Origin of the sequence: Nannocystis bainbridge (genome assembly GCF_028368995.1) — a bacterium.
Taxonomy (GTDB): domain Bacteria; phylum Myxococcota_A; class Polyangia; order Nannocystales; family Nannocystaceae; genus Nannocystis; species Nannocystis bainbridge.
Map to the genome: position 1 here is coordinate 1374269 of NZ_JAQNDL010000002.1, position 23648 is coordinate 1397916.

Here is a 23648-nt window from a genome sequence, read left to right on the forward strand (position 1 = left end):
GTCCTTGGGGGCATGACCCCATGACCATGTCGATCACAGCAGGGGCGACAGCAGGCGGGCGAAGCCCTCGCCGAGGCGCCGCGGCAGCGACAGCGACTTGCGGGTCTCGGGCCGCACCTCGAGCGATTTGGCCAGCTCGCGGGTGAACACCTCGGCGAGGTCGAGCGTGACCCTGCGGTCGTAGAACATCGCGGTGACCTCGTAGTTGAGGTAGAAGCTGCGCACGTCCATGTTGGCCGAGCCGATCGCGGCCACCCGGTCGTCGACCAGCAGGTACTTGGCGTGCAGCATGCCGGGCAGGTACTCGTAGATCCGGCAGCCGGCGGCCAGCAGCTCGTCGTAGTAGCTGGCGCCGGCGAGGCTGACGAGGCTCGAGTCGTTGTTGCGCGGCAGGGGCACGAGCAGGCGCAGGTCGCAGCCGCGCAGGGCGGCGGTCTTGAGCGCGAGCGACAGCGGCTCGTCGGGCACGAAGTAGGGGGTGGCGATCCAGCAGCGCTCCTGCGCCGAGGCGATCGCGGCGGTGAGCTGGGCCGCGATCGCGTCGATGAACGGGAGGTCGGGGCCGCTCGGGACGATCTGCAGCATCGGCCCGCACGAGTGGCCCGACGGCCGCGCGAGCAGGTCGGCCAGCTGGCGCGCGAACGCGGGATCCTCGGCGTGGTCGTCGGAGTGGGCGGCCAGCCAGTCCTCGAGGAAGATGGCCTGCAGGCCGACCACGGCGTCGCCGGTGATCCGCACCTGGAGGTCCGACCACGGCCGCGCCCCGAGCCCGCGCCCGAGGTACTCGTCGCCGACGTTGAGACCGCCGGTGAAGCCGAGGTCGCCGTCGACGATGACGATCTTGCGGTGGTTGCGGAAGTTGATCATCAGCGGGCGGTAGCGCAGGCGCACCGCGCCGAAGGTGAGGACCTGCCCGCCGGCCGCGACCACGCGCTCGAACAGCTCGCGCGGGGTGCCGAGGCAGCCGAACTCGTCGTAGAGCAGCCGCACCTCGACCCCGGCGCGCGCGCGCTCGCACAACAGGTCGATCCAGCGCCGACCGGTGTCGTCGTCGCGCCAGATGTACGAGGCGATGTGGATCTGCCGGGTGGCGCCGGCGATCGCGGCCTCCATCGCCGCGAACGCCCCGGTCGGATCGGCCAGCAGCTCGACGCGGTCGGCCCGCCGCAGCGGCGCCGCCGAGCTGTTGAGCGCGAGCGCGACGAGGCCGCGCAGCGGCTGCTCGAGCTCCTCGAGCGGGGTCTCGAGCGGGAGCAGCCCGCGCGTGACGTCGGTAGGGTTGATGCTGCGTCGCGCTCGCAATCGCCGCCGCCGTCGCACGCCGGCGCGCCCGAGCAAGACGTAGAGGCACAGCCCGAACAGCGGCAGGAAGATCAGCGCGAGCAACCACGCGAGCGCGGCGCTCGGACGTCGTCGCTCCAGCAGGACCAGCGCCGTGATGCCGATCACGTAGAGGACGGTGGCGAGCTGGATGAACCAGAGCTCGGTGAAGACTTCAGGCAACGGGCGACAAGTGTAGCGCGACGGGCGGCAGCTATAGTTACACCGATGTCCCTGGAGCGCCTCGTCCCGCACAATCCGGCCACCGGCCAGCCGCTCGAGCCGGTCGACTGCACCACGCCCGATGGCGTCCGCGAGGCCGTGGCCCGCGCCCGCACGGCCCAGCGCGCCTGGGTTGCCACCGCCGCCGACGCGCGCGCGCGCCAGATCCGTGCGCTCGCGCAGGCCATCGGTGACCACGCCGATGCGCTGGGCCGCTCGATCAGCGAGGAGATGGGCAAGCCGATCCGCGAGGCCAGGTCCGAGGCGCGCAGCATCGCCGCCCGCGTCGAGTCGTTCATCAGCGCCGCCGATCAGGCGCTCGCCGACGACGACGGGGTCGAGAACGGGATCCGCATGCGCGTGCGCTGGCGTCCGCTCGGGGTGGTGGGAGTGATCGCCCCGTGGAATTATCCGGTGGCGACGCCGAGCAACCTCCTGCTGTCGGCGCTGCTCACCGGCAACGCGGCGGTGTTCAAGCCGTCGGAGTACACGCCGCACACCGGCGCGCTGCTGCACCGCCTGTACGCCGAGACCTTGCCCGAGGGACTGGTCGGCCTGGTCCAAGGGGCAGGTGCGGTCGGGGCCGCGCTGGTGGCCAGCGACGTCGACATGATCGCGTTCACCGGCTCGATCGCCACCGGCCAGGCGATCATGCGCGAGGCGGCGACGACGATGAAGCGGCTGGTGCTCGAGCTCGGCGGCAAGGATCCGATGCTGGTGCTGCCGGGCGCCGATCTGCAGGCCGCGGCCCGCCACGCCGCCGACGAGGCGCTGCGCAACGCGGGGCAGGTGTGCGTCAGCGTCGAGCGCATCATCGTGCACGCCGACGTCGCGGCCGAGTTCACCCGCCGCGTGGCCGAGCTGGCGCGCGCGGTGAAGCCCGGCGATCCGCGCGACGAGGCGACCGCGATGGGCCCGATGGCGAGCGCGCGTCAGCGCGAGCTGGTGCTCGAGCAGCTGGCCGACGCGCGCCGTCACGGGGCGACGTTCGTGGTCGAGGGGCAGGCGCAGGAGCCGGGTTACTACCTGACACCGACGGTGGTCACCGATCTCAAGCCGGAGATGACGCTGGTCAAGGACGAGACGTTCGGGCCCGTGGTGGCGATCCAGGTCGCGCGCGACGTCGACGAGGCGGTGCAGCTGGCCAACGACACCCGCTACGGGCTCGGCGCGAGCGTGTGGGGCGCTCCGGGGCCGGAGCTCGACGCGGTCGCTGACCGCATCGAGGCAGGCATGGTGGGCGTCAACCGCGGGCTGTCGACCGCGGCTGGCGGTCCATGGGTGGGCTGGAAGATGTCGGGCCTCGGCTACACGCGCAGCGTGGCCGGCATGCGCCACTTCCTGCAGCCGCAGTCGCAGGCCCGGCGCGCGTAGGGACGAGGGGGCGCACGGTCGAGCCTCTCGGGTTGCAACGCCGCGAGGCCGCACGTCCGCGAGGTCGCGGGGATAGCGTGGCCCCGCGGTTGCAGATCCCGCAGGCCACGGCGCGAGGATCTGCGCGGCGGCCGTCGCGCGGCGAGTCTACGTGGTTGCTACGCGAGAAGCGTCGCGCCTCCGAGGTCGCCACGTCGTTGCAGCTTCAACGACGTGACGCCCATGGGCCCCGAAGCGACGGATCTCGGGGCTTTCGCGTCGACAGGGGCAGGGCCGCTCGGGCCTACGGGCTTGCGAGACGCCGGCGCGAGGGCTCCCGCGTCGGTGTCGCGTGATGGCGGGGGGGTGCAGACGCGGGGCGAGGAGCCGGCCTCGCAGCGCGTCCGCCTTGCGCGAGCCGCACCGATCGGATGGGGCCTCCTGGCGCCCGCGCGCATTTGTTATGGTTCGGTCGTGGGCCTGCTCTCCAGCCTGCTCGCCGAGGCGGCCACCAGCCGACCCGGCGAGGTCGTGATCGAGACCGACCAGCCGCTGCGGCTCATGCACACGCAGGGCGGTGCGACGCTGGGCAAGGCGTTGTCAGGCGAGGTCGTGTTCGACGCGCTGGTCGAGGTGCTCTCGTGCGAGCAACAGGCCGACCTCGCGCTGGGCGAGTCGGTCAAGTTCGACCTGGTGGTCGATCAGGTCATGTGGCACCTGGTCGGAGAGACAGCGCTCGAGATGACCTCGGTGCGCGCGCGGCCCGGCGTCGACGGGTTCGAGCCGGGCGACAGCGTCAACATCGCCCTCGACGAGCCCGAGCCCGAGGCGCTGCGACAGCCGCGGCGTCACACGTCCGGACCGGCCGAGCTCGACATCGAGATCCAGATCGACGACGACGGGCAGGAGGAGCGCGCCGGCGTGCGCCTGGCGGCGTTGCGGCCGCTCGCGGTCGAGGCAGAGCCGCGCGTGGGCTGGCCGCGACGGATCGCGGGCACCGGCTGGAACGGGCGCGCCGAGTCGCCGCGCCGCCGCAATGCGCCGCCCTCGACGCTGCGCGACGCGGGTCGCCGCGAAGACCTCGATGCGATGGCGCTGGCGATCCCGAGCGGCACGCTCGCGTTCTTGCACCGCGTCGAGGGCGGGGCCGACCCGCTGGCGCGAGCGCTCGGCTGGCCGCTGCGGATCATCGGCGAGCGCGACGCGCCCGATCGTGTGCATGGCGAAATCGCGGCGTTGCCTGACGGCGTGGCGCTGGTGGTCCGCCTCGAAGATCCGAGCCCGTGGCTGCCGTGGCTGTTGCGCCGGGTCGAGGAGGGCAGGCGCGTGCTCGTCGAGACGCAGGCGACCTCGCCCGCGGGAGCGCGACGGATCGCCCTCGGCGTGGCAGCGAGTGACCGGGCCGAGGCGTGGCTGTCGGCCGTCCGCGTGGTCCATGCGGCGCAGCTCGGCGGGGAGTGGACGCTGCTGGCCTTCGAGGCATGACCCCGGGGACAGGTTGCTCGGCGCCCCGTCGGAGCGGTCAGTGGCAGATTTTCTGACGACGTGACCGAAAGGTCATGTCGGGAGGAAGACGCGCCGCGCGGTTCGGCGACGGATCGACCTGGCTCGAAGGACAGCCTTCACGGCCGGTCACGAAGGACAGCGCCTGCGAGCCGCCTCTCTCCGCGGTGCGGGGGCTTGGCTCGGCAGGTGGGCGACGAGCGAGACTGCTTGCTGTTCGCAGGGACCTGTACGAAAGGCCAGATCCGGAGCGCGTCCGCTCGACGCGTCGCGCGTCACTCTTCGCCGTCTTGCGGCTCCTGGACGGCGGCCAGCGAGCCCTTGGCGCCCTCTTGGGCGATCTGCTGGTAGAGCTCCTCGCGGTACACCGGGAGCCCTTGCGGGGCAGAGATGCCGAGGCGAACCTGACGCCCGCGGATCTCTCGGACGACGATCTCGATGTTGTCCCCGATCCGGATCTTCTGCCCGACTTTTCTGGTTAGCGTCAACATGGAAACCCTCCGTGGCGGAGCCGGTGCACCCCAATGAGTATCACGCCGAAGCGATCCTCGTACCCGATAGCTATTGAGGAATATCGAGTTTTCTGCAAGAGCTTCTTTCGCGCGTGACAGGCTGATTCCGCTCGGATTACGGCCGATCGCGCCAAGAAGCGCGATTTTGAGCGGGGCCTCGATCTGTCCCGAAGACCAGGTAGAAACACGCCGACTCGGAGGGCCCCGCGGCGCGTCGATCGTGCATCGCCTGCGCGTTCGCTCGACATGTCGCGCGCGTCACTCGCGGCACAGGCCTTGTTCGCGCGCTTGCTCGGCTGGATCGGTGGCGACCTGCGCGAGGTCGCAGTGCAGCGCCGGGATGAACGGGTTCACGCGCAGCGCTCGCGCGAGCGCGAGGCGAGCGCCCGCGAGGTCGCCGACCAGTCGCAACGCGCGGCCCTCGGCGGCGGCGAGGTTCGGCTGCTCCGGATCGTCCTCGCCGGCGCGACGCAGCAGCGGCACCGCGCGCGCGGCCTTGCCGAGCTGGAGATAGAGCTCGCCGAGGCGCCGCGCGAGCTTGGCGTCGTCGCGCACGCGCGCGTCGGCGGCCCGAGCTTTCTCGTACTGCTTGGCCGCGGCGCCGAGGTGTCCGCGGAGCGTGAGCAGCACGCCGAGCCGCGCGTGCTGACGCGCTGCGCCGCCGCCGAGATGCGAGAACACGTCGCCGAGCAGCGAGAGATCTTCGCCCGCCTCGGCCGCGGCCTGCTGCTCGGGCGCGAGGAACTGCAGCTTGCGCAGCGCGCCGCCGGGCTTGCCCGCGGTGCGCTTCTTCATCAGCTCGCGCCAGTGGGCGTCGAAGCGCGCGAAGGTGTCGCCCCACGCGGTCGCCAGCGCGGCCTCGGCGTCCTCGCCGGCGGCGACGCGGCGCAGCAGCTCGTCGATGCCGGCGCCGCCGCGCTCCTCGCGGAGCACACCGAGCATGGTCTGGACCTGCGCGTAGGCGAGGGCGGCCCGCTCCTGCGACGGCAGCATCGCCAGCGACGGGTACATCTCGGCGAACGTGACGAGGTCGTCGGCCGCCAGCGCCTTGGCCAGCAGCTTGCGCGCGGGCGGCTCGAGCGGCAGCGGCTCGGGGCTGCGCCAGCGCGTCTCGAGCAGCTTGGCCAGGCCCTCCTGCAGCCACACGGGGGCGCGGTTGCGGGTCTTGAGGGTGACGAGGTAGTGCACGTACTCGTGCACGGCGGTGTCGATCCAGCCGTAGCCGTAGAGCATCACCCGCGGCGAGACCATGACGATCCGCCGGTACTTGGTGATGCCGACGGTGCCGGTCGTGTACACGTTCTCGCGCGTGAGCGGCGAGACCAGCGCGAGCTTGACCGCGTCGTCGAGGATCTCGAAGCGCACCGGGTGATCGGGCTCGATGCCGAGGTCGGCGGCGAACGCCTGGCGGGCCTCGGCCATGGCCGCGAACAGGTACGGCGCGATCAGCTCGTCCTTGGCGTTGGCGAACACGACCTCGACCTGGCCGTCGGGGCTGACGAGCCGCGTGGCCGGGCCGAGCGCCCGCTGGGCCCCGCGCGCGAGGTCGAGGTAGTGCTGGGCCTCCTCGCGCAGCGCCCCGGCCGGCGGCAGCTGCCCGGAGGCGACCGCGCCCGCCAGCAGCGACTCGGACTCGGGGTAGGCCGCGCGGTGGAACGCCAGCACGCCCGCCTTGACGTCGCGCGCCGAGCCGCTCGGCATGGCGGCGACCGCTTCGGCGGCGTCGGTGAGGTCCCAGGCGTTGATCGCCCCGTCGAAGCGCTCGGCGAGGTCCGCCCAGGCTTCGGCGGATCCGAGCGCGAGCGGAGCGCCTGTCGCTGGGGCCATGGCGTAGAGGACAGGGTCTTTCGGACCTGTCGCATCGGCCATGACCGCAGGGCCAGATGACCGTTCGGACATGGCCGAACCGCCATGTCCTTCGGCGCCTGGCCCTTGGGCCGTGTCGATATCGACATGTCCTGGAGGACCTGCGGTATTAGACATGTCCGATTCGACATGTCCTTGGGGACCGGAGCCGCAGCCGACGAGGGCGAGGGCGAGGGCGAGGCTGCGCGGCAGGGTGGGCCGGGTCGTCATCGCAGGAGCTCCTCGTAGTAGCGCTCGACCGAGCCGCGGAAGCCCTCCGGCGCGCGCTCCTTCATCGCCTCCATCAGCTCGTCGCGGAGCGAGCGGTCGCGCTCGGTCTCGGTCGAGACCTCGTCGGGAGGAGAGGTCGTCTGCGGCGCGGACGAGCTGTCGCGCAGGCTGTCGAGCGCGCGCTGGAGGCCGCCGAGGGCGCCGCTCTGGCGCTCGAGCGCCGGGCCGCCGCGACGCTCGCCGAGCGCGCCGCTGCTGCCCTCCATCTCCGAAATGGCGCCGCGCATGGCCTGCTTGCCGGGGTCGGGCAGATGGCGGGCGTTGGGGCTCTCGAGCACCTGCGCGGCGCGGGCCCGCAGGCCCTGCTGCTTCTGCGAGAGGCCGTCGAAGCGGGCCTGGGCGGCCTCGTCGAGGCCTTCGGTCGGGGTCGGGAGCTGGGCCTCGAGCAGCTTGCGCAGGGCGTCGCCGCGCTCGCGCAGCGGTCCGAGCTGCCGGCGCTCCTGCGAGTCGGCGCCCGCGCCGGCGACGGCCCGCTCGAGCGCCTGGGCGGCGGCCCGCGCGGCCTCGGCGGTGGCGAGGGCCTTGGGCTCGCTCGCCTGGGCCTCGGCGGCCACGCGCTGCAGCTGCTCGCGGGCGTCCTCGAGCGCGCGCCGGCCATCGCGGCCGAGCCGGGCGTCGTTGATCGCGTCGAGCGCCTTGCCGAGCGCGGCGGCCTGCCTGGCGGCCTGCTCGGCGGTCGTCTGTTCGAGGGCGCGGGTCTGGGCCTGCTTGCGCCACTGCTCGTGGAGCGACCGACTCTCGCCGCGCAGGCCAGTCTCCTCGTCCTGGATCCGGCTGATCTCTCGCATCAGCTCCATGCGCGCCCGCTCCTCGGGCGTCATCGCGGCCCCTGGCCCCGAGGCCATGCGGTCCTGGACGCCGGAGCGCAGCTGGCGGAGCTCGTCGAGCACGCCGCGGGCGCGGTCGAGGGCGCCGTCGACGTCGCCCTGGCGCAGCTGCTCGCCGACGTCCTGCTGGCGCAGCTGCTCGGCCATCGACTCGAAGGCGTCGGTGTTGAGGAATTCCTGGCCGAGCTCCTTGTCGAGCTTGGACCGCGCCTCCGACAGTCGGCGCAGGTCCTCGCGGATCCGCTGCTGCAGCTGATCGACTTCGCCGCGCACGCTCTCGTCGCCGGCCTTGAGCCGCTCGAGCAGGTCGACGAGCTTCTGCTGCGAGGTCTGCAAGCGGGCCACCAGCTGCTCGATCTGCGCCAGCAGCTGGTTGTCGACCAGGTCGTCGAGGCGAATGACCTCGTCCTCGAGCTGGGTCAGCTGCAGGCGATTGGTGGCAGACAGCTTGCCGAGGATCCGCGCGGCGGCGTCGGGACGCTCGGCCTCGGCGCCCGGGGGGAGCTCCTCGTGCTCGGCCGACTCGCGCCGATGCAGCTCCATCAGCCGCTTGTGCACGCCGACCAGGACGGCGACGTCGCGCGGCGGCGCGAGAGTGTCGACGGACAGCGCGTCGATCGCGGTGCTGATCGCGGCCAGCAAACCACCCGAGGCGGCCAGGAGCTCGCGCATGCCGGCGACGCGACGCGCGGGATCGCCGTCGTCGACGGGCGCGGCCTGATCGTCGGCGCGGATCAGACCTGGCTCTTCGGTCAGCATGCGGCGCGCCAGGAGATCGACGGCGGTGTCGCGCAGGGCGGCCAGGTGGGCGAGGTTCTCGGCGTGCTCGGTCTCCTGATCGCGGATCGTCAGGGTCATCTTCGCCGAGCGAGCGACCTTGCCGGGCGGATCGGCGAGCGGCACGAGGCCGAGACCGGGGTCGTTGTCGCGGACCTCGATCCAGTAGGTGAGTCGCCCGCGATCCTCGACCGGCAGCGAGGACAGGTCCCAGGCGTAGCGGTGCTGCCAGGTGCGGGCGCGGGCCGGCGGAGCGCCGGCATCGAGGCGCACGGGCTGTTTGTCGCCGCCCTCGAACACGAGCACCGCGCTGGCGATGCCGAAGTCGTCGCGGGCCTTGAAGCGCAGCTCGACGCTGTCGAGCTCGCTCGGGGCGCTCTGCGAGCGGGGCAGGGGCAAGAGCTCGATCTCCGGCGGCTCGTCGGCCTCGAGCTCGAGCGGAGCCGGGGCGGACCGGGCCGGCCCGTCGCCGTCCTCGGGCGTGACGACGATGTGCCAGCTGCCGGCGCCGCGCACGACGAAGCGGCCGCGCCACTTGCCGTCTGTCTCTCGGGACAGGTCGATGCGCTCGGGCGCGGGCGGCTCGGACAGCGGCCCCTGGTCGTAGCTGAGGATTACGTGCACGGCGCTGGCGGGCCGCCGCGTCTCGAGCTCGACCTCGGTCTCGGTGCCGGCGAGGGCCCGCACGGCGCCGCTGGGGTTGATGAGCTGACGCGGCACCCGGCCGCTGTACTCGGGGTAGCGCAGGGTGAGGCTGAGGGCGGACCAGACCGGCGCGGGCGGGGCCGGCGGGCGCCCGTCCTCGGCGGCTCGGATCAGCTCGAGCCCGCGCGCGAACTCGGGGTAACCCGCGAGCACGGCCGCGAGCAGGGCCAGCAGCGCGGTGGTGAGCGCAGGGACGCGGAGGTTGGCGGGCGGCGCCGCGAGGTCCGGCCGGGCTTCGCTGAGCGACCACTCGACCTGCCGCACGTAGGCCGTGGCGAGGTCCTGAGACCCGAGGTGACCGCCCGGCCCGGCGAGCAGGAGTTCGGTGGCCCCGAGGATCTCGCGGCGCAGCGAGCTGTCGGAGCGCAGAAAAGGTGACGCCTCGCGGGGTCGGCGCGTGAGCGCCCCGCGGAATTGGGCTATGGTAAGCGCCGTCCGATGGGGAGTCCCAGTCAGTGCGAGGATCCGACGCCACGCGCGTCCGAACAGGGCCAGCAGCGTGACGACGGCGCCGGCGAGCCAGCCGGCCGCGGCGAGATCGCCACGCAAGGTCCAGCCCGCGAGCCCGGCCGCGACCACGGCCAGAGCCAGCAAGAGGGCGACGCAGTGGAGCGCCGCCGCCGCGAGCTCCCGCCGTCGCACGACCCGGCGAACGGCTGCCAGAAACTCGAGCAGAGGCGGGGGACGGACGTTCATGAGGGCCGGCGGGGGCGTCGGTCGCTCTTCGGTATATCTCCCTTAAACCACTTCGTCACGGTCCGGATCCGCCAGGCGCTCCGGCAACTCCCCCGCGCGCAGGCCGCACTCTGAATAGTGCGGCCGCGCGCCCGTAGAAGGACGCTCACGTGGTTCCTCCAGAAGCCGACGACCAAGCCCTGGTCGAAGCGTGTCGCCACGGCGACCGGCAAGCCTTCCGCCTGCTGACGCAGCGCTACCAGCGCAAGGTCTACTCGATCGCCTACGGGTTCTTGCGCAACCCGGAAGACGCGCTCGACGTCGTGCAGGAGAGCTTCATCAAGGTCCACCGGTACCTCCACAACTTCGAGGGCAACTCGAGCTTTTATACGTGGCTGTACCGGATCGTGACCAACCTCTGCATCGATCACATCCGCAAGAACCGGCGCCACAAGGAGCTCGAGTTCGACGACGGGCTGCGCCACGACGACGACGGCGACACGGCGTTCGTGCCGCCGTCACCGCTCGGCGACCCCGCCAGCCTGGTGCAGCGGCGAGAGATCCTGGAGGCGGTGCAGGACGGGCTCCAGCACCTCAGTGACAAGCATCGCGCCGTGATCGTGATGCGCGAGCTCCAGGGCATGTCGTACGAAGAGATGGCGCGCACGATGGGCTGCTCGAAGGGCACGATCATGAGCCGGCTCTTCCACGCCCGGCGCAACATGCAGCGCCTCCTCACCGAACGGCTGGGCTACGTGCCGAGCGGACCGACCGGCGGGGCCGATGAAGATTCCGACGCTGAGCGCGTCCCAGCACCACAACCCATGCTGCCATGACCGAGCCGCATTTCGACCCGCAGCAACTCAACGCCTACCTCGACGGCGAGCTTTCAGCGCCGGAGCGCGCCGATGTCGAGCGGCTGCTCTCGGCCAACCCGCAGGCCAGCGCCTACCTCGCCGGGCTGCGCGCGCTCCAGGGGGCCGTGGTCGCCGGATTCGAGGCCGAGGCCGCCAAGGTGCCCGAGGCGCGGTTCGAACAGATCTGGGACGAGATCGAGCGCACCCTCGACCGGGATCTTCGTTTGCAGAAGGCGCCGGAGCCGCCGCCCTCGCTGTGGGCGCGACTGCGCGGCGCGTTGCGCCCGGTGTTCGTGCCGGTGGCGTCGGTCGCGGCGGTGGCCGCGGTGGTGGTGGTGTTGTGGAGCGGGCGCGGCGCCGTCGAGGCTCCGGCGGACACGGCGCCGATGGTCGCGTCGAAGCCGGTCGCCGAGCAACCTGTTCTTGCGGACAGCTCGAAGCCGGCGCCCGAGGAGAGCGCCGTCGTGTTGCCCGAGCCGAACGGCGGACCGGCGCACATTCAGCGGATCGATTGGGGCGTCAAGTCGGGACGCATCAGCGAGATCGAGGGCAAGCGCAACACGACCACGGTGATCTGGATCTCCGACGACGACCCTAGCAGCAGTGAGCGTTCCTTATGATGTACAAGTCGATCACGAAGCGGCTGTTGGCCACGACCGTCGTTGCCGTCCTGCTCCCCGGCGTCGCCGGGACCACGTACCTCCTGCCGGACGTGGCGCACGCCGAGGTCAAGACGGTCGCCTGCAAGATCACCGCGTTCCTGGCCCAGAAGGACGGCGACGGCACCATCCCCGCGGACCTCAAGTTCCTCGAGGAGCAGCTGCACGACGACTCGTTCGCGGCCTTCAAGGGCTTCCGCTTGCTCGAGACCAAGGCGCTGCGCCTTGGCGTCGACAAGCCCGGCCTCGCGGCGCTCAAGTCGGGCTTTCAGCTCAAGCTCAGCCTGCTCGGCGAGGTCAACAACAAGCTCAAGCTGCACGCCAACCTGCTGGCGCCCGGCCGCGACGCGCCGCTCGTCGACACCGACTACGCGATCGACGACAACGGCCTGCTGCTGGTCGGCGGCGTGCGCCACCTCGAGGGCAAGATCTTCTTCGCCCTCCAGTGTGGCAAGCAGCCGAGCTGACGCGACCGACGCCGCGTGACCGCGCGAGTCCGCCTCCATCGCGGGGCGTCACCGCGCTCCGCGGCGTCCGCTCGTTTGCTCGGAGCGCGGGCGGGCGGTACTCTGAGCCGCCTTTTCGCCGCCCCCGGCGCGTTCGGCCATGACCACCCCTGAGCCCACGAAGAGCCCGAGGCCCCGCTGGCGCCGCGTCGCCCTGATCGGCGGCTCGCTCGGCGTGTTGCTCCTCGGCGGGCTCGCGGTCGCGGTCGCCACGTTCCCGCGATGGGGCGACGAGTGGGTGCAGGAGCAGGCGCACGCACGCCTGCAGAGGATCGCCGGGGTCCCGGTCACGATCGCCAGGCTCGACCTCGTCGATTTCGACAGCGTGGTCGTCGAGGGCGTGGAGCTGAAGTTCGGGCCCGAGGCGTCGCTAGTGATCGACCGCATCGAAGTCGGCCTCGAGCGCGACAAGCTGTGGTCCGGGCAGATCGTCGTCGACCGCGTGAAGGCCTTCGGCGGGCGCCTCACGGGCGACGGCGGCACGCTCCGCGAGTACGCCCGGGACCTGCGCGCGCGCCTGTCGCAGCGCCGCGAGGACGGCGAGGGTCGGGTCAAGCTGGTGCCGCCGAAGGCCAGCCTGGAGCGGCTGCAGATCGATCTGCAGGACGAGTTCGGCGGCCGCTCGCTGACGCTGCGCGGGGTGGCGGCGATCGAGGCGCGGCTGGCCGAGCGGACAGCTTCGCTGGAGCTCGCCGGGGTCGAGGCCGCGGTCGACGAGCGGACGCTGCGAGCGGTCGCGCTGACGACCAGGCTCGATCTGTCGCAAGGGACAGCCGGTGCGTTCCCGCTGACCTTGACGGTCGATCGCGCGGCCACGGCGATCACCCCGCAGATCGCGGTGGCGGAGATCCGCGGCACTGTGACGCTGGCCGACGCGTCGGTCAGCCGGGTGGCGCTCGACCTCGCGGGCGGCTTCTCCGACGAGGTGACGGGGGACGAGGAGCACGACGCCGCGGCCCCGCTGTGGGCGCTCGAGGGCGACGTGGCCCGCGATCTCTCCGACGGCACCATCAATCTCGACATGGAGGCGTTCAAGCTCGGGCGCGTCCCCGACGTGCTCGCGCGCCTGCCCGTGATCGAGTCGGAGTCGGCGACGGTCGGCGGCGATCTCAAGGTGGCGTTCGCCGAGGGCAAGGCCAACGTCGTCGGCGACCTCGAGATCGCGGGGCTCAACGTCGACCACCCGTTGCTCGCGCGGCAGCCGGTCCGTGGCCTGGGGTTCTCGCTCGGCCTCAAGGCCGACGTGGACCCGCGTGAGCGCGTGGTGAAGATCGAGCAGGCGACGCTGCAGCGCGGTCCGGTGAAGCTGACGCTGGCCGGCGAGTTCGTGCACGCCGACGATCCGGCCGCGCGCCACTACCGGGCCGATTTGACGATGCCGAAGGTCCGCTGCCAGGAGTTCCTCGGCGCGATCCCGGCCGAGCTCATCCCGAGTCTGCAGGGCTTCGAGCTCAAGGGTGACTTCGAGTTCGAGATCAACGCCGATGTCGACTTCCGCGATCTCGAGGCGCTGGTGCTGACGGCCAAGCTCAAGCCGGAGACGTGCAAGCCGGTCAAGGTCCCGCCGCTGGTGTCGGCGACGCGGCTCAACGGGCCGCTGGTGCACCGCGTGGCGATGCGCGACGGCACCGAGCGCTCGGTCGACGTCAGTGAGGGCTCGACCGACTACACGCCGCTCGACCAGATCTCGCCGTACGTGCTGGCGGCGGTGACGACGACCGAAGACGGCGGGTTCTGGAGGCACAAGGGCTTCATCACCTCGCAGTTCCGGGCCGCGCTGCGCAGCAACCTCGAGGCCGGGCGGGTCCGCCTCGGGGCGTCGACGATCACCATGCAGATGGTCAAGAACGTGCTGCTCAGCCACGAGCGCACGCTCTCGCGCAAGATGCAGGAGGTGTTCCTGACCTGGTACGTCGAGCAATCGCTGACGAAGAACCGGATCATGGAGCTCTACCTCAACGTGATCGAGTTCGGGCCCGGGGTGTACGGCATCACCCGCGCGGCCTCGCACTACTTCGCCAAGGCGCCGCTCGATCTGACGCCGCCCGAGGCGGCCTACCTGGCGTTGATGCTCCCGAGCCCGGTGCGTCGCCACGTCCACTACTGCGAGGGCGCCCCTTCGCCGGCGTTTCAGGCCAAGCTCAAGCGGCTGCTGGCGATCATGCACGGGCGCGGGCGCCTCGACCCCGAGACGTTCGAGCAGTGGAAGGACGAGGGGGTGACGTTCGACGCGACCGAGCTGACGAGCAAGCGCGAGTGCATGGCCGAGGTCGACCGCCTGCTGGCGGCGTCGGCACAGCAGCGCTCGCTGACGGGGTTGCTCGACGACGGTCAGGACATCGTCGACCTGTCGCTCGACGCCGAGCCGCTGGCCGATGCGACCGGCGGCAAGCCGAAGCCGCGCGGCCCGCGGGCGGGCTTCGAGGAGGCCACGCTCGAGGTCATCGGCGGCCTGGACGAGGGCGAGCCCGCGCGCCCGGTGAGACGACAGCCATGATCCGTCGCGCTCTCGGTCTCGCTGTCTTTGTGGGCATGTCCCTTGGGACATCTCGTGCGTCGGCCCAGGAAGTGCTGATCGAGGCCGACGCCAGCCCGCGTCCGCCCGAGTACCAGGTGCGCAAGGTCCACGGCGACATCCGCTTCGGCGCGGGCTTCGGGTTCGTCGCCGAGGACCCGATCTTCAGCGCGGAGCCGTCGTTCGGCCTCGATCTCCGCGACATCGCGCCGGTGCAGCTCCGGCTCGGTGCGCCGGTCCGCCTCCGCATGTACGACCGCGACCCGGAGCAGGGGCCGGTGGTTCGCAACACCGAGTGGGACGAGGCGGGCGACTACCTGGCGATCCTGCAGCAGCTGCAGTACAGCGGCGACTATGTGTTCGGCCGCGAGGGCCGGGTGCTCGTCGATCTGCGCGTCGGCGACCTCCAGCGCGTGCAGGTCGGCCACGGCAGCATGGTCCGCGGCTACGCCAACAGCCTCGACCTCGATCGGCGTCGCAGCGGGCTCGACCTCGACGCGCGTATCGAGGGTCTCCTGCTCGGGCACGCCGCGGGCGCCGAGATCGCGTTCGTGGCCGGTGACCTCGCGGCGCAGCAGATCTTCGGCACACGCATCGCGGCCGACTGGGCTGGCGCGGCGCTCGGCTTCTCGGTGTTCGGCGATCCGTACGCTCCGCGCACTCTGGTGCCGTGGGACGGCCGCGGCGACGCCCTGACGGTCGACAACAAGAATCGCTTGCAGACCGACGGATCGCTCGGGGCGATGGCGATGGGCCTCGACCTCAGCTACCGCTGGACCGATCGCTGGCGGTTCCTCGTCACGCCGTACATCGATCTCAACCTCATGCCCGGGCTCGGCAAGGGCATGCACCTCGGGATCGACACCGAGTTCATCCTCGGTCGTCGCCGGCGGGCGCGGCTCGGCGTGGTCGCCGAGCTGACCGTCGGCGATCGCGGCTACGATCCGACCTACTTCGACGTCTTCTATACGATGCAGCGCATGCAGGCGCAGTTCGTCGCGTACCCCGGCGACCTGCCGCCGGACTTCGCGACCACCGCGCTGCCGAAGTACAGCTTCGTGCTTCAGAACGACCTGAGCGGCGTCGGCGGGTACGGCGGGATCCGCTTCGCGCACGACGACGGCGCCTTCTTCGAGACCGGTTATCGCTACCGGCCGGGCCCGCTCGGGCACACCTGGGAGACCCGGCTCGGCATCGATCTCGAGGTGGTGCAGCTGTCGCTGCTGCACGCGCACCGGGGCAAGCTCGGGTTCGACATCATCGATCCCGCGGGCACTCTGGCGCGCTTCGACCTCAACGTCCCGGTGCTGCGCTGGCTCGACGTGTTCGCCCAGGCGGGCTTCCAGTATCAGGTCCGTCGCGCGCCCGGAGAGTCGGCCGCGGCGCGTCAGCCTGCCGGCGGGTTCGTCGGCGGCGGCGGGCTCATGCTGCTCGGGGTCGCGGGCAAGTTCGGCTGGTGATCATGACATGTCCCTTCGTGACTGACCCTTCAGACAGGTACTCGCCCACGCCCGGCGGGGGCGGCGAGCGTCAGGGGGTCGGCGGGCCTGACGCCGACGGCCGCACGAGGCCGCGGCGGCCGCGAAACCGCCAGGAGATTGACAGGGCGGCGCACGCCGTGATTGGAACCATGCCGAGCGCGATGATCGGAATCAGGCAGCACGGCCCAGGAGTAAAGAGCGGCGGGGGGTTCACGTCGTGAACGAAGCGCCGCGGACAGGTCGCTCGCGCCTGCGAAAGATCGGGCTGTGGTGCCTCGGCCTGGCGGGGACCGGCATGGTCCTCGGGGCAGGCACGGTGGCCGGTGTGTTCTGGTACTACGGTCGCGGGATCGAGGGCATCGATGTCGCCGCGATCCGCGACTATCGGCCGCCGCAGGTCACGCGGATCGTCGCGCGCGACGGCGTGGTCATCGGCGAGATCTTCAGCGAGCGGCGCACGCTGGTCGGCTACGAGGACATCCCGGCCCACGTCGAGAACGCCTTCCTCGCGGCCGAGGACGGCGATTTCTACAACCACGAGGGCATGGACTACGTCGGCATGGTGCGCGCCATGCTGAGCAACATCGAGGCCGGCGAGATCCGCCAGGGCGCTTCGACGATCACGCAGCAGGTGGTGAAGAACTTCCTGCTGTCGCCGGAGCGGACCTTCGAGCGCAAGATCCAGGAGATCCTGCTCGCGCGCCGGCTCGAGCGCGCGCTGAGCAAGCGCGAGATCCTCGAGCTGTACCTCAACGAGATTTACTTCGGCCACGGCCGCTACGGCATCGAGGAGGCCAGCCGCTTCTATTTCGGCAAGAGCGTCCGCGACATCAACGTCGGTCAGGCGGCGCTGCTGGCGTCGCTGCCGAAAGCGCCCGGCAAGTCGTCGCCGCTCAAGGATCCGCAGCGCTCGAAGGACCGCCAGATCTATGTGTTGCAGCAGATGGTGCGGCACGGGTGGGTCCAGCCGATCGAGGCCGACAAGTTCATTCAGGGTCCGCTCGAGCTGAGCCCGCAGACGCAGGACGCGGTGGTGGTCGCCGGGGCGCAGGAGTTCGTCGACGCGGCGCGCGAGCGGCTGGTGGCGATGTACGGGCAGGAGCGTCTCGATCGCCTCGGCGCGACGGTGACGACCACCGTCGATCTCAAGCTGCAAGCGCAGGCCCACGCGGGGCTGATGGAGGGGCTGGTCGCGCTCGATCGCCGCCAGGGCTACGGCCACAAGATCAAGCCGACGCCGGAGAAGCAGCAGGCGAAGGTGCTCGAGAAGGGCAAGGGGCCGCTGCAGGTCGGGGCGGTGCTGCCGGGGCTGATCCAGCCGCGTGAGGCGAGCACGCCGGCGGACTCGTTCGTGGTGTTGATCGGCGACCACCGCGTGCTGGTGAAGGTCCCCGAGGGCTCGCGCTACGACGATCCGAAGCTCTCGACCGACGAGCAGTTTCCGGCCTCCGGGGTGGCGATGGTGCGCATCGTGACGCTGCCGACCGCGGAGCAGCCGGCGCGCGGCGAGATCGGGTCGGGGCCGCAGGCGGCGGTGGTGGTCGCGGCGGTCGACACCGGCGAAGTGTTGGCGATGATCGGCGGCGAGGACTACCAGCGCGGCGATTTCAACCGCGCGTCGGCGGCCAAGCGCCAGCCGGGCTCGTCGTTCAAGCCGTTCGTGTACGGCGCGGCGTTGGCGAGCGAAAAGTACACCGCGGCGACGATCGTCAACGACTCGCCGGAGATCTACGAGAAGTGGCGGCCGACCAACTTCGAGGCCGACGAGTACCGCGGCGACATCCGCCTGCGCGTGGCGCTGACGCACTCGGTCAACACGATCGCTATCAAGCTGCTCGACGCGATCGGCTTCGAGGCGGTGCACACGTTCGCGCGGGCGGCGGGGATCCGCGGCGAGCTGGCGAGCAACCTCGCGCTCGCGCTCGGCGTCAGCGAGCTGACCCCGATCGACGTGCTGTCCGGCTACCTCACGCTCGCGCGCGGCGGCTCGCACCTCGAGCCGACGGTGATCCGTAAGATCGAGATCCCGGGCGAGGCGGCGTGGGTGCCCGAGCGCGCGCCGCAGCAGGCGCTGCGCGACGACATCGTGTTCGTCCTGACGTCGATGATGACGAGCGTGGTCGAGGAGGGTACGGCCAAGGCCGCGCGCGCGCTGGGGCGGCCGTCGGCCGGCAAGACGGGGACCTCGGCCGAGCACCGCGACGCGTGGTACGCGGGTTACACGCCGCGCCACGTCGCGGTCGCGTGGGTCGGCTTCGACGTGCCGAAGAAGATCGGCAAGGGCGAGACCGGCGGCAAGGCGGCGCTGCCGATCTGGATCACGGCGATGAAGGCCGCCGAGGCCGACCAGCCGCCGCTGCCGTTCGTGCCGCCGGCGTCGGTGCAGGTGCGCACGATCGACCGCCGTACGGGTCTGCTCGCGCCCGCCGACGCCAAGTCCGAGGACGTGCTCGAGGAGTTCTTCATCGCCGGCACCGAGCCGATCGAGACCGCGGAGCCCGCGGCCCTGCCGACCGGCGACGTGGTCCTCGATCTGTACGGGGACGGCGACGAGCACGCCGACGCCGCGCCCCCCGCCGAGGCGCCGGCGCCCGAGGAGCCCAAGAACGGGCTCCCCAGCGTGCATGACGACCCAGGTTGATGGCTTGATGCTACTGTAGGGAGCATGAGCGGGCAGAAGGTCGTCGACCTGGTCGTCGAGCACGGCCGGGTCCAGATCGTCCAGGCGGGGGTAGGGGTGGCGCCTCAGGTCGCGCCCGTGCCGCTGACGACCGCCCTGGCGACGCGCAGCGGCACCGGCGTGGCCGCCCCGTGGAGCGTGCTGCTCGGCAGCGGCGCGGCGTGCATGGCTCTCGGCGCGGTGACTCTCGGGCTGTTCCCGTTCTCGGTGCTCGGCCTCGTGTTGACCAACCTGTTGTTCTCGGCCGGGGCCGGGCTGGCCGTGCTGGCGTTCGCCAAGCGTGCGAGCTCGGCGGGCTCATTCGGTCCCGCGGCATCGCCCGCCCGCGTCGATCCGTCGCTGATCGCCGAGCGCAGCCGGCGCGTCCGGGCGATCCTGCGCGGCGTCGGGCCGATGACCTTCGAGCGCATCAAGAGTGAGCTCAAATGGACGCAGGTGGCGCTGGTGTCGACGCTGGTGCACATGAAAGAGCAGGGTGAGGTCGTCGAGGACCTCAGCCTCGACACCGGAGAGTGGGTGTACACCTTGGCAGACAACCATGATGCCGTGCTGGGATCTCCCACGCTGGCGGAGCGGCAGGCCCAAGTGGGCGAGGGGAAGGGGCAAGGATGAAGGACAAGAACATCGCGTCGATCCTGGCCTTCCCGCTGTTCGGCGGCTGGGGAGCGCACAAGTTCTACCTCGGGCAAGTCGGCGCGGGCATCGTCTACCTGGCGTTCGCGTGGACGCTGATCCCGGCGATCATCGCGTTCTTCGAGTTCATCATCCTGGCGCTGATGGACCGCGACGAGTTCAACCGGCGCTACAACGGCAACAACGCGCTGACCGGCGCGCCCGTGGTCGTCAACATGCTGCCGCCGGGGCCGGCCTACTACCCGCCGAGCCACTCGCACTACCCGCACGGCTACCCGCAGCCCGGACATCCGCAGGCGGGCTACCCGTACCCGGCGAACATCTACCCGGGCGTGTATCCGCCCGGGACCCAGCCGCCGGGGCAGATGTCCGCAGGGACAGGTCCTTCGGGACAGGAGACGCCGGCGCGCAGCGCCGCGGCCGTCGACGAGTTGATCGCCCGCATCGAGAAGCTCAACGAGCTGCGCGTCGCGGGGCTGCTCACCGACGAGGAGTTCGCGCAGCAGAAGGCCCGCGTGCTGCAGCACATGTGACGGGCCCGTGCTCGGCGTCGTCGTCTACTGCGTGTTCGTGCTGATGATCGGGGTGTCGCTGCGACGCCCGATCGGTTCGCTGGTCGAGGCCCGGCGCCAGCGCGCCAACCTCGAGCGCGAGCTGCGGGCGCTGGCCGAGGCGCCGGAGCTGCCGAGGGTCCCGAGCGCCCACCTCTCGCCCGGGCTGGCCCGCCTGTTCGACGAGACCCGAATGCTGCGCACGGTCCTGGAGGAGCCGCTGCAGGCGGTGCGCGCGTGGCAGGCCGCCGATCGCAACCCGTGGCTGGCGCGGGTCGACGTCGGCGACGGCTCGGACCTCGATCGGCTGGAGGAGGTCGACGTGGCGCTGGTCAACGCCCGCCGCGGCGTGTGGGACTGGCTGGGGATGGTCGATGGGCTGTCCGAGGCCGACCAGGAGACGCTGATGTGGCTCGGGCTGTCGGTGGTGCCGGTCCGCGGCGCCCTCGAAGGCCGCGACGCGTTCCGCCGCACGAGCGCGGTCGCCCGCAAGGAGTCGGCGCGGATCGAGCAAGTGGTGATGCACGTGCGCGCGGGCCTCGACCGCTTCGAGGGCGGGCTGTCGCGGGCGACCCGGGCCGGGCTGTACCGCTGAGCCTCGGCCGGCGCGATCAGCCGCCCGAGTAGTGAAGGGCGAACTGCAGGAACTGCGACGGCGGGAGATCGCCGCGGAACGAGCCGACGAGGACCTGGTAGCCGAGGCCGAGGCCGACGCCGTGGAACAGCTTGCGCGAGCGGTCGGGGCTGAGCAAAAGGCCCAGGTTGAGCTGGGCGCGCGGGCCGTGGGGCAGCATCGCGGGCAGGCGCTCGACGCCGCCTTCGAGCAGGCGCTCGCGCGTGGGGGCGAAGAAGAAGTCGTAGCCGACGCGGAAGTCGAGGTAACCGCGCTGCAGGAAGCCGAGCCGGCCGAGCGTCAGCGTCGGACCGCCGCCGAGCAGGCCGGTCATCTGGCTGCGTCCGGTGGGGCCGAAGTCGATCGTGCCGCCCTCGCCGCGCAGGGTCAGCGCGTAGCCGATGAAGTTGAAGCTCTGGCCGAGGTCGACCTGGGCACCACCTGTCCTTCCGGACAGGCTGGTGTTGCCGAAGCTGCTGCCGATGCTGTACTGGGCGCGGGCGAGGATGTGGAACCGGCCCGGGTTGTGCTTGGGGCGGAACATCTCGCGGTACACGGCCGCGACCGCGGCGTCCTCGGCGGCCGCCGCCTCGGCCTCGGTCAGCACCGGCTTGCCGGGCCGCTTCGCCGGGTGCTGATTGACCGACGGCCCGAGCAGCGACTCGGCCAGGCCCGGACCCTGAGTCGCCCCGGGGTCGGCGGAGACGTCCGGTTGCGCGACTGGCGCCGGAACGGGATCGGCTGGGGAGGCGTCTGTCGTGGGTTGGGGCGAAGTCGCGCCAACGTCCGCTGGCGGCACCGGGACTCCCTCGGTCGGTGCGGGAGTTGCGGGGCCCGGTTCGACGGCGACGGGGGCTGGCGCCGTCGTTCCTGAAACCGTGTTCGTGGGCCGCTGGACAGGCGCCACGGCAGGGGCAGCCCCGACGGAGGCCGGGAGGGCGATGACGAGGAAAGCGAGGCCGAACGAGGGGGGCCTCCGGAGCGCGCGCATGCGACAAGGCTACTCGGGGCTCAGGAGCGGGGCGAGTCATTTCGTTGCACCCGCCGTGACATGTGTTCAAAATGCCCCCGCGAAGACGCCCGGACGGCCTAAAAGCCCGGATTGGGCGGTTCTTTCGCTACCCATCGATCGGGAGACCCTCATGATTTTCGCTCACAACCCCCATCGCGGGAACTTCCGCCCAGTCTCTTCGGGCCTGAAGTTCGCGCTCGTCGCCTCGTTCGCGTTCACGGCGACCGCCCAGCTCGCGGCCTGTGGCCCGACGATCTTCGAAGACGCGTCCGCCCTGTCCGTTGTCGGTGATCCGCCGCCGCCGCCCCCCAAGCCGAAGGTCGTGCAGGAGAAGCCGAAGCGCGTCGTGGTGGAGGAGAACCGGATCAAGATCAACGAGAAGATCGAGTTCGACTTCAACAAGGCGACCATCCGCCCCGAGTCGGACGGCCTGATGACCGAGATCATCTCCGTCATCAAGGAGAACCCCCACATCAAGAAGATCGCGATCGAGGGGCACACCTCGAGCGAGGGCAGCGACAGCTACAACCTCAAGCTGTCGGACAAGCGCGCCAAGGCCGTGATGGAGTACTTCGTCAAGAAGGGCGGGCTCCCCAAGGAGATGTTCTCCGCCAAGGGCTTCGGCGAGAAGAAGCCGCTGTCCGACGAATCGACGGAGGAGGGCAAGGAGAACAACCGTCGCGTGGAGTTCAACATCGTCGAGCAGGACGTGACCCGCAAGCGCGTGGCGATCGACCCCGAGTCGGGTGAGAAGACGGTCATCGATGAGAAGACCAAGACCGAGGACGCAGGCCCGCCGCCGCCGCCCGCGCCCGCCAAGTGAGTCACACCGCGAGTTTGCGAAGTTAAGGAGTCCGTGATGCCCAAGAGCACGATGTTGAGCCTTCTGTTCGTCGCTGCGTCCGCGGTCCTGCCGGGATGCAGCTGCGTCGCCCGTGACGCCGAGACGTACAAGAACGACACCCGCAGCCTCCTCGAGACCCGTAACAAGGCGATCAAGGACTGCTACGACGTGGCCCTCACCACCGACCCGAAGGTCGACGGCGAGGTCGTGGTCAACTTCACGGTCGAGAAGAAGACCGGGAAGATCATCAATGTGGCCGCCGACAAGGAGCGCACCAAGGCGCCCGGCTCGCTGAGCCGGTGCATCGTCGATGCGGTCGACGGGCTGATCCTCGACCCGGTCGACCAGCGCGACGGCCAGGCGACCTTCAGCTGGAAGTTCCGCGCCAACGAGCCCGCGGCGCCGGTCGAAGAAGAGGCCACGCCGAACAGCTAATCGCGCCCGGGCGGCCACGCGCCGTCAGGAGCACGGTTGGAGAGCGTCCCCGCCGCGCAGGCCTCGCCTGTGCGGTCGGCGGACGCTCGTTGCGTTGATGGAGCCCGGGTGCGAACGGGTATGCCGGGGCTCGCTGGCGGAGGATACGTTTCCGACGCGCCGTGTTTATCCCTGGGCACGTCGCGGCGGGTCGGCGAGGGCGGCGAGTCCGACGACGTAGCGAGGAGCTGCGTCACGGAGGGCAGGTGGCGTTGTCGGGGTGGTGGTCCGCGGCCTACACTCGCGGCCGTGCGGCACACCATCGAGCACGTGTTCGACTGTTCTCCCGAGCGCCTGTGGGAGGTGTTCTTCTTCGACGAGGACTACGCCCGCGGGCTCTACGAGCGCCTGCGGCTCGCGGTGGTCCGGCGCGACCTGCAGCGCGAGGGCGAAGGACCGACCCTGATCGTGCGCCGCAAGCTGCAGCTGGCGGCCGACCGCGAGCTGCCGGGGGCGCTCAAGCGGCTGTTCCAGGGCACGTCGACCGTGACCGAGACCGGCGAGTTCAACGCGGCGCTGCGCCGCTACAGCGTGACGATCCAGGTCCCGGTGATCGGTAACCTGGTCGACTACGGCGGCGAGTACACCTGGGACACGACGCCCGGCGGCCAGCTGCGCCGCGTGTGGCGGGGTCACTGCGATGCGCGGATCCCCCTCGTCGGCGGCAAGCTCGAGGCGTACCTGCTCGGGGAGATCGAGAAGAGCATGGCCGAGAACTTCGCCTTCACCCGCGACTACTTGAAGGCGCACCCGGCGAGCTGAGCGAGCTGTCCCGAGGGACAGCCGGCTGATG

At 71.2% G+C, this 23648-nt stretch carries 19 protein-coding genes; 14 read left to right on the top strand and 5 right to left on the bottom strand.

All coding sequences use genetic code 11. The features are described 5' to 3' along the window. Positions 1 to 33: 33 nt before the first annotated feature. Positions 34 to 1503 carry a cardiolipin synthase gene (cls, locus tag POL25_RS23035; protein ID WP_272088294.1) on the bottom strand — a complete coding sequence of 490 codons (1470 nt, stop codon included), beginning with the start codon at positions 1501 to 1503 and terminating at the stop codon, positions 34 to 36. 45 nt (positions 1504 to 1548) lie between these two features. Between cls and POL25_RS23040 the strand changes: the two genes are divergently transcribed. Further along, positions 1549 to 2916: an aldehyde dehydrogenase family protein gene (locus tag POL25_RS23040; protein ID WP_272088295.1), complete on the top strand. Its 1368-nt coding sequence runs from the start codon at positions 1549 to 1551 to the stop codon at positions 2914 to 2916. A gap of 453 nt (positions 2917 to 3369) precedes the next feature. Then, positions 3370 to 4380: a hypothetical protein gene (locus POL25_RS23045; RefSeq protein ID WP_272088296.1), complete on the top strand. Its 1011-nt coding sequence runs from the start codon at positions 3370 to 3372 to the stop codon at positions 4378 to 4380. Positions 4381 to 4673: 293 nt separating this feature from the next. On the opposite strand, the gene csrA is transcribed toward POL25_RS23045, so the two are convergent. The 3 genes from csrA to POL25_RS23060 form a co-directional block, all read right to left on the bottom strand. Then, positions 4674 to 4889 (bottom strand): carbon storage regulator CsrA, encoded by a 216-nt coding sequence (gene csrA / locus POL25_RS23050; protein ID WP_272088297.1) that lies wholly within the window; start codon positions 4887 to 4889, stop codon positions 4674 to 4676. 279 nt (positions 4890 to 5168) lie between these two features. Next, the gene (locus POL25_RS23055) at positions 5169 to 6986 is read right to left on the bottom strand and encodes a peptidase MA family metallohydrolase (protein WP_272088298.1); all 1818 of its coding nucleotides are present in this window, start codon (positions 6984 to 6986) and stop codon (positions 5169 to 5171) included. Beyond that, positions 6983 to 9997, bottom strand: coding sequence for a DUF4175 family protein (locus tag POL25_RS23060; RefSeq protein ID WP_272088299.1), 3015 nt, complete (start codon positions 9995 to 9997; stop codon positions 6983 to 6985). Before POL25_RS23060 ends, POL25_RS23055 begins: the two co-directional genes overlap by 4 nt. A 203-nt stretch (positions 9998 to 10200) precedes the next feature. Between POL25_RS23060 and POL25_RS23065 the strand changes: the two genes are divergently transcribed. From POL25_RS23065 to POL25_RS23105, 9 genes are all read left to right on the top strand, one after another. Beyond that, positions 10201 to 10866, top strand: coding sequence for an RNA polymerase sigma factor (locus tag POL25_RS23065; protein WP_272088300.1), 666 nt, complete (start codon positions 10201 to 10203; stop codon positions 10864 to 10866). Further along, positions 10863 to 11507, top strand: a complete 645-nt coding sequence (locus tag POL25_RS23070) for an anti-sigma factor family protein (protein WP_272088301.1) — start codon at positions 10863 to 10865, stop codon at positions 11505 to 11507. The genes POL25_RS23065 and POL25_RS23070 overlap by 4 nt, the downstream gene beginning before the upstream one ends. Next, complete coding sequence (locus tag POL25_RS23075) at positions 11507 to 12013, top strand: hypothetical protein (protein ID WP_272088302.1); 507 nt, start codon at positions 11507 to 11509, stop codon at positions 12011 to 12013. The genes POL25_RS23070 and POL25_RS23075 overlap by 1 nt, the downstream gene beginning before the upstream one ends. A gap of 139 nt (positions 12014 to 12152) precedes the next feature. Further along, entirely contained in the window at positions 12153 to 14549 is a 2397-nt protein-coding gene (locus tag POL25_RS23080) for a biosynthetic peptidoglycan transglycosylase (protein WP_272088303.1), read from the top strand. Positions 14550 to 14584: 35 nt separating this feature from the next. Then, a complete protein-coding gene (locus tag POL25_RS23085) occupies positions 14585 to 16027 on the top strand; it encodes a hypothetical protein (protein WP_272088304.1) in 1443 nt (480 codons plus the stop codon). A 238-nt stretch (positions 16028 to 16265) separates the two neighbouring features. Continuing rightward, positions 16266 to 18689, top strand: a complete 2424-nt coding sequence (locus tag POL25_RS23090; RefSeq protein ID WP_272088306.1) for a penicillin-binding protein 1A — start codon at positions 16266 to 16268, stop codon at positions 18687 to 18689. 24 nt (positions 18690 to 18713) lie between these two features. Continuing rightward, complete coding sequence (locus tag POL25_RS23095; protein ID WP_272088307.1) at positions 18714 to 19340, top strand: hypothetical protein; 627 nt, start codon at positions 18714 to 18716, stop codon at positions 19338 to 19340. Next, positions 19337 to 19894, top strand: coding sequence for an NINE protein (locus POL25_RS23100; protein WP_272088308.1), 558 nt, complete (start codon positions 19337 to 19339; stop codon positions 19892 to 19894). The genes POL25_RS23095 and POL25_RS23100 overlap by 4 nt, the downstream gene beginning before the upstream one ends. A 7-nt stretch (positions 19895 to 19901) precedes the next feature. After that, positions 19902 to 20507, top strand: a complete 606-nt coding sequence (locus POL25_RS23105) for a hypothetical protein (protein ID WP_272088309.1) — start codon at positions 19902 to 19904, stop codon at positions 20505 to 20507. Between the two features lie 16 nt (positions 20508 to 20523). Here POL25_RS23105 and POL25_RS23110 read toward each other — a convergent pair whose 3' ends face one another. Further along, positions 20524 to 21324: a hypothetical protein gene (locus POL25_RS23110; RefSeq protein ID WP_272088311.1), complete on the bottom strand. Its 801-nt coding sequence runs from the start codon at positions 21322 to 21324 to the stop codon at positions 20524 to 20526. Between the two features lie 343 nt (positions 21325 to 21667). Between POL25_RS23110 and POL25_RS23115 the strand changes: the two genes are divergently transcribed. From POL25_RS23115 to POL25_RS23125, 3 genes are all read left to right on the top strand, one after another. Beyond that, positions 21668 to 22360: an OmpA family protein gene (locus POL25_RS23115; RefSeq protein WP_272088312.1), complete on the top strand. Its 693-nt coding sequence runs from the start codon at positions 21668 to 21670 to the stop codon at positions 22358 to 22360. 36 nt (positions 22361 to 22396) lie between these two features. After that, on the top strand, positions 22397 to 22816 hold the full coding sequence (locus POL25_RS23120; RefSeq protein WP_272088313.1) for a hypothetical protein: 420 nt from the start codon (positions 22397 to 22399) through the stop codon (positions 22814 to 22816). Positions 22817 to 23104: 288 nt separating this feature from the next. Continuing rightward, positions 23105 to 23617 carry a DUF2505 domain-containing protein gene (locus POL25_RS23125; protein WP_272088314.1) on the top strand — a complete coding sequence of 171 codons (513 nt, stop codon included), beginning with the start codon at positions 23105 to 23107 and terminating at the stop codon, positions 23615 to 23617. Positions 23618 to 23648 lie beyond the last annotated feature (31 nt).

What these genes read in the sequence shown, in the direction of transcription:
- POL25_RS23075 (WP_272088302.1), top strand. Translation starts at nt 11,507, where the DNA reads ATGTACAAGTCGATCACGAAGCGGCTGTTGGCCACGACCGTCGTTGCC.
- POL25_RS23115 (WP_272088312.1), top strand. Translation starts at nt 21,668, where the DNA reads ATGATTTTCGCTCACAACCCCCATCGCGGGAACTTCCGCCCAGTCTCT.
- POL25_RS23070 (WP_272088301.1), top strand. Translation starts at nt 10,863, where the DNA reads ATGACCGAGCCGCATTTCGACCCGCAGCAACTCAACGCCTACCTCGAC.
- POL25_RS23120 (WP_272088313.1), top strand. Translation starts at nt 22,397, where the DNA reads ATGCCCAAGAGCACGATGTTGAGCCTTCTGTTCGTCGCTGCGTCCGCG.
- POL25_RS23085 (WP_272088304.1), top strand. Translation starts at nt 14,585, where the DNA reads ATGTCCCTTGGGACATCTCGTGCGTCGGCCCAGGAAGTGCTGATCGAG.
- POL25_RS23040 (WP_272088295.1), top strand. Translation starts at nt 1,549, where the DNA reads ATGTCCCTGGAGCGCCTCGTCCCGCACAATCCGGCCACCGGCCAGCCG.
- POL25_RS23055 (WP_272088298.1), bottom strand. Translation starts at nt 6,986, where the DNA reads ATGACGACCCGGCCCACCCTGCCGCGCAGCCTCGCCCTCGCCCTCGCC.
- POL25_RS23080 (WP_272088303.1), top strand. Translation starts at nt 12,153, where the DNA reads ATGACCACCCCTGAGCCCACGAAGAGCCCGAGGCCCCGCTGGCGCCGC.
- POL25_RS23100 (WP_272088308.1), top strand. Translation starts at nt 19,337, where the DNA reads ATGAAGGACAAGAACATCGCGTCGATCCTGGCCTTCCCGCTGTTCGGC.
- POL25_RS23095 (WP_272088307.1), top strand. Translation starts at nt 18,714, where the DNA reads ATGAGCGGGCAGAAGGTCGTCGACCTGGTCGTCGAGCACGGCCGGGTC.
- csrA (WP_272088297.1), bottom strand. Translation starts at nt 4,889, where the DNA reads ATGTTGACGCTAACCAGAAAAGTCGGGCAGAAGATCCGGATCGGGGAC.